Here is a 4,441-nt window from a genome sequence, read left to right on the forward strand (position 1 = left end):
TATTTTAAGATTAAAAAAACTAAAAAAAGAAAAATAGTATGAAACTAAAAATTATCATATCGGCCCTTGTAGTACTCCTTTTTTGTTATTTACTCAAGCCTTATCCTTTAGAGTATAAGACGCATCACAGAAATACAGCAAGCAAGAAAAAACGCTTTGCTGTTTCTGAGTTGCCGAATATCGATTCCATAAAAACCATGACAAGCAAAAATGTAACCAGCATCAAAGCGAAAAGAAAACAATTATTGAATTCGGAGGAAAGAAAAAACAAGGTACTGAACCAACTTAAAAACGAGTTGGCCTTTGCACAAAAAGAAATAGAAGAAGACAGTAAAAAGCAACGAGAAGCCGCCGTAGAAAATCTAGTAAAAAATCAAGACAAAGCCCATAAAAAAAGAACAAGAAAAAACAAAACATCAAAAAATTAGAATATGAATAAATTCAGTAGCAGGAGTTATAAAAACTTAAAAGATATACATCCGGACCTGGTAACCGTAATGGTAGTGGCCATACAAAACAGTCCTTACGATTTCACCATAACTCAAGGGCTGCGGTCCACTCAAGAACAAAAAGAACTTTTCGCACGGGGACGAACCAAGGCGGGCAAAATTATAACCTATGCCGATGGAGAGATAAACAAGTCCAACCATCAAGCAAAGGCCGATGGTTACGGCTATGCGGTAGACTTATATCCTTATTACAATGGATCCGTACAAACAGGAGAAAAAGGAGAAGGACCGGAAGTACGAAAAAGATTAAAAGCCATAGCAGAACACATAAAAAAAGCGGCCAAAGAATTAAAAATTACAGTAGAGTGGGGGGGCGATTGGAAGATGTGCGATGACCCTCATTTTGAGTTGAAAAAACCTTAAACCAATGAAATCTAAAGAAAAATTCATATTTACCGTTGGAATGCTCGTGATGATATTTGCTGCCTGTTATACGTCTTATAAAGTCGGTAAAAGAAAAGTTATCACTAAAACACAGCAAAAAGAAATTAAAGTATCAGAAAAAAAGGTAAAAACCTATAAAAAAGAATACGACAGCCTACAGAAAGAATACGATAAGTTGGAGCAAGTAAAACAAGAAGTAAAAAAAATATACCTGAAAGGAAAAGAAAAAATTACTCTTATTACAGAAGAACGAATACAGCAATACAACGATACCCTTTGCCAAAAAGATGTCCAACATTTGAAAGAACAAGCGTATCAATGCGATAGTTTAGTAGACATCCAAAACATTCAATTAGAAAAAAACAAACAGCAATTAAATTTGTCAAAACTAATTATCGATGAAAAAGACAAAGAAATAGGGATTTACAAGAACAAAAAAAGTAAAATAAAACCCGTTGGTATCGGTGTTTTTGGAGGCTATGGCACCGACTTTAAAAACGGATGGACTCCAACCGTTGGCGTTGGTATAAGCTATAATTTTATAAGGCTTTAAATTTTTATATTTTGTTTAAAATGAATAGTTTTCGCACAATTTAAACCCTCATTTTCTTGGATAAAGATCTATTTATTTCTATCTTTATAAGAAATAACTTACTTAAGATGAAAACAAAAATAGAATGGACTGAGGCAACATGGAATCCTTCAACAGGTTGTAATAAAATAACAGCAGGTTGTAAATTTTGCTATGCTGAGGTAATGGCAAAAAGGTTACAAGCAATGGGAACTCCGGGATATGAAAATGGATTTGAATTTACTTTAATGCCTGAACGGTTAGAATTACCAAAAAAAATAAAGAAACCAACAAAATTTTTTGTGAACTCTATGAGTGACCTTTTCCATGAAAAAATGCCATTTCACTTTTTAGATAAAATTTTTAACACTATACGTGAAACACCTCAGCACCAATACCAAATTTTAACTAAAAGAGAAAATATATTAAAACAATATTTTGAAAATAGAACAATTCCTGATAATGTATGGCTTGGAGTAACAGTAGAAGACGCAAAAACTAAATATAGGATTGATATTTTAAGAAACATTCCTGCTAAAATTAAATTTTTATCTATAGAGCCTCTTATAGGTTCTGTTGGTAAATTAGATTTAACAAATATTGATTGGGTTATTGTTGGTGGCGAAAGTGGAAACAGAGCAAGACCGATGAATCCTGAATGGGCAGAAAAAATCCAAACACAATGTCAAGAACAGGGTGTAGCATTCTTTTTTAAACAATGGGGAACTTGGGGAGAGGATGGAATAAAGAGAAATAAAAAGATTAATGGCAGTTTACTTTCTGGAAAAGAGTGGAAAGAAATGCCTGAAATTTCCAAAAAATTTGAAAAGAAATCATTAACATTAATATAAGTTTTTAAATCATTCTAAATTATTTAATTTCAGAGTGATTTTTTATATTCTAGAGTAAAAATTTTTGTAAGAAAGAAGAATTATTTATACATTTATGATATGAGTTTATTTGAAGTATAAATAATTTTTATTCTTCTTAATTAAAATAAAGCCTAATTTCAATTATTTAGGCTTTTCTTTTTTATGATGTTATAAAAGAAACTTTCTACTAATTCTTAATATTTTTATTAAAGATTATTTTGAAAAATTTAGCGCTACAACTTTAAATATTTAAAAATCAAATAAATATATTTTTATCTTTGTATTACTTTTCAATTAAAACATGAATATATTAATAACAATACTATCTTTAGCTCTATTGGTGTATGTATTGCTCCATCAATATATAAAGCAAAAAAAGGAAGTATTAATTTTGAAGTTAGCTTCCAATTATGATAAGATGGAACTTACCTATATACAAAACAAGGGATATTTAAAAAAAGAAGACATAGAATTTTTAAAAATATTTAAAAATATAGTTGTTAATCCTGAATTTCTAGACTTTAAAATAAAATTAATTATTTTTCTAAATTCTTTAGAAGATCTAGAGTATGCAAAAGATAAAAAGAATATAAATGAAGTAATTAAAATCCAAAATAAAGAATTTTTAAAAGCTTATGATCAATTTAATGATACATCAAAAAAACTCACAATCTTAAGTACTTATAATCTTTCCGTTTTAATTTTTATTAGTAAGCTTATTTTTAAATCCCTGGTTAGAAATGGTTTTTCCAGTCTAAAGGTGAATTATAAAAAAATAATATCAGAAATTAAAAATGTTTTGAATAATAAAGATGTTCTTCTTCCAAAATGTGAGTAATTAATTTATCACTCTATCAATTTTTTCATATCATCAACCACTTTTTTACCCATCATTTTTGCGTAGTGTTGTGTCTGTTTTAAATTAGAATGGCCTAAAGCTCTGCTCACTGTTTCAATAGGAATACTTTTATTAAGTAAATACGTGGCAAAAGTATGACGAGCAACGTGACTGGTAAGTTTTTTAGTAAGTCCGACATATTCACCAACTATTTTTAAATAATCATTATATTTTTGATTGCTTATTTTAGGTAGTTTATAATCAAATTTTTTTAACACTCTTTCGGCTTCCGGTAAAAGCAATGATATAAAACTTTCGTCGGTCTTTTTTCTATTAGACCGAATAACTTTATACCCGTCCAGTTCAACGATGTATTCACTATTGAATAGTTGAGTGTCAGCATATGACATACCGGTATAACATTGAAATAAGAATAACTCTCTGACTCTGTCAATTTTAGGGTTATCAAATTCAAATAAATAAATACAGTCAACTTCATCAGGAGTTAAAAATACAGGCTTCTTAGACTTACCTTTTGAAATTTTAAATAAATCGTAGGGATTAGATTTACAAAGTCCCCTTTTAATCGCCTCATTAATATATCCCTTAAACAAACTATGACGTTTGTAAAGAGTAGGGGAAGATTTAATAAACTGTCTTAAATACTCATCAAAGTCTAATAAATTTTTGTAGGTTAAATCCGCAAATACTTTAATTTTTCCAAAGTCTTCAAGCCTTCTCAAAAACGATTTATTATATTCTAAGACGGATAAAGAGGGGTCGCGCCGTTTTAACTCAGAATAAATAAATTCAACTACTGAATGGGTTAAAGATTCATCTTTATTCCAGTTTTTGGCATCTTCTAAGGAATTGCAGTTTTCCGATAAAACAAATGCCTCAATATTCCTAAATATCCGATGAGCCTTAGCGGTTATAGCAGTTGCATTAGGATGGTTTTTGCAGGTAAATCCGTTTTTGGATGTAAATTCAGATGGTTTTAATCTAATGCCTGTAGATATAAATATACGGTTTATGGTTTTGTTCTGCCTTACTTCAATGTGTAATAGCCCGGTTTCTTTACCTTTATTCTTAATTTCATTTTTCCTGTCAAATATAAAGCGTAATGATAAGCTATCCATGTAATTATAAATTTGATTAAAGGTATCAAAAAATTTGATACTTTTTTAAAAAAAGGTATCAAAAAATTGGCAGAATATGGCAGAATATGGCATAGATAAAAAAACGTAAAAAAGGGCTATAAACCGCG

6 protein-coding genes are annotated in these 4,441 nt (G+C 29.6%); 5 read left to right on the plus strand and 1 reads right to left on the minus strand.

The window, feature by feature from the left end; translation table 11 throughout:
• Positions 1-38 precede the first annotated feature (38 nt).
• The 5 genes from GFU93_RS10070 (at position 39) to GFU93_RS04375 (ending at position 3,174) form a co-directional block, all read left to right on the plus strand.
• The gene (locus GFU93_RS10070) at positions 39-428 is read left to right on the plus strand and encodes a hypothetical protein (RefSeq protein ID WP_221411556.1); all 390 of its coding nucleotides are present in this window, start codon (positions 39-41) and stop codon (positions 426-428) included.
• A 3-nt stretch (positions 429-431) separates the two neighbouring features.
• The gene (locus GFU93_RS04360) at positions 432-872 is read left to right on the plus strand and encodes a M15 family metallopeptidase (RefSeq protein WP_160567555.1); all 441 of its coding nucleotides are present in this window, start codon (positions 432-434) and stop codon (positions 870-872) included.
• Positions 873-876: 4 nt separating this feature from the next.
• A complete protein-coding gene (locus tag GFU93_RS04365) occupies positions 877-1,446 on the plus strand; it encodes a hypothetical protein (protein WP_160567557.1) in 570 nt (189 codons plus the stop codon).
• A 107-nt stretch (positions 1,447-1,553) separates the two neighbouring features.
• Positions 1,554-2,315 carry a phage Gp37/Gp68 family protein gene (locus GFU93_RS04370; protein WP_160567558.1) on the plus strand — a complete coding sequence of 254 codons (762 nt, stop codon included), beginning with the start codon at positions 1,554-1,556 and terminating at the stop codon, positions 2,313-2,315.
• 322 nt (positions 2,316-2,637) lie between these two features.
• The gene (locus tag GFU93_RS04375) at positions 2,638-3,174 is read left to right on the plus strand and encodes a hypothetical protein (RefSeq protein WP_160567560.1); all 537 of its coding nucleotides are present in this window, start codon (positions 2,638-2,640) and stop codon (positions 3,172-3,174) included.
• A gap of 8 nt (positions 3,175-3,182) precedes the next feature.
• Here the strand turns inward: GFU93_RS04375 and GFU93_RS04380 are convergent, their stop codons facing one another.
• Positions 3,183-4,313, minus strand: a complete 1,131-nt coding sequence (locus tag GFU93_RS04380; RefSeq protein WP_160567561.1) for a site-specific integrase — start codon at positions 4,311-4,313, stop codon at positions 3,183-3,185.
• Positions 4,314-4,441 lie beyond the last annotated feature (128 nt).

It is taken from the genome of Apibacter sp. B3546 (assembly GCF_009827885.1).
Taxonomy (GTDB): Bacteria; Bacteroidota; Bacteroidia; order Flavobacteriales; family Weeksellaceae; genus Apibacter.

Coding starts and splice junctions, on each gene's coding strand:
- GFU93_RS04360 (WP_160567555.1), top strand. CDS start 432: ATGAATAAATTCAGTAGCAGGAGTTATAAAAACTTAAAAGATATACAT.
- GFU93_RS04365 (WP_160567557.1), top strand. CDS start 877: ATGAAATCTAAAGAAAAATTCATATTTACCGTTGGAATGCTCGTGATG.
- GFU93_RS04380 (WP_160567561.1), bottom strand. CDS start 4,313: ATGGATAGCTTATCATTACGCTTTATATTTGACAGGAAAAATGAAATT.
- GFU93_RS04375 (WP_160567560.1), top strand. CDS start 2,638: ATGAATATATTAATAACAATACTATCTTTAGCTCTATTGGTGTATGTA.
- GFU93_RS04370 (WP_160567558.1), top strand. CDS start 1,554: ATGAAAACAAAAATAGAATGGACTGAGGCAACATGGAATCCTTCAACA.
- GFU93_RS10070 (WP_221411556.1), top strand. CDS start 39: ATGAAACTAAAAATTATCATATCGGCCCTTGTAGTACTCCTTTTTTGT.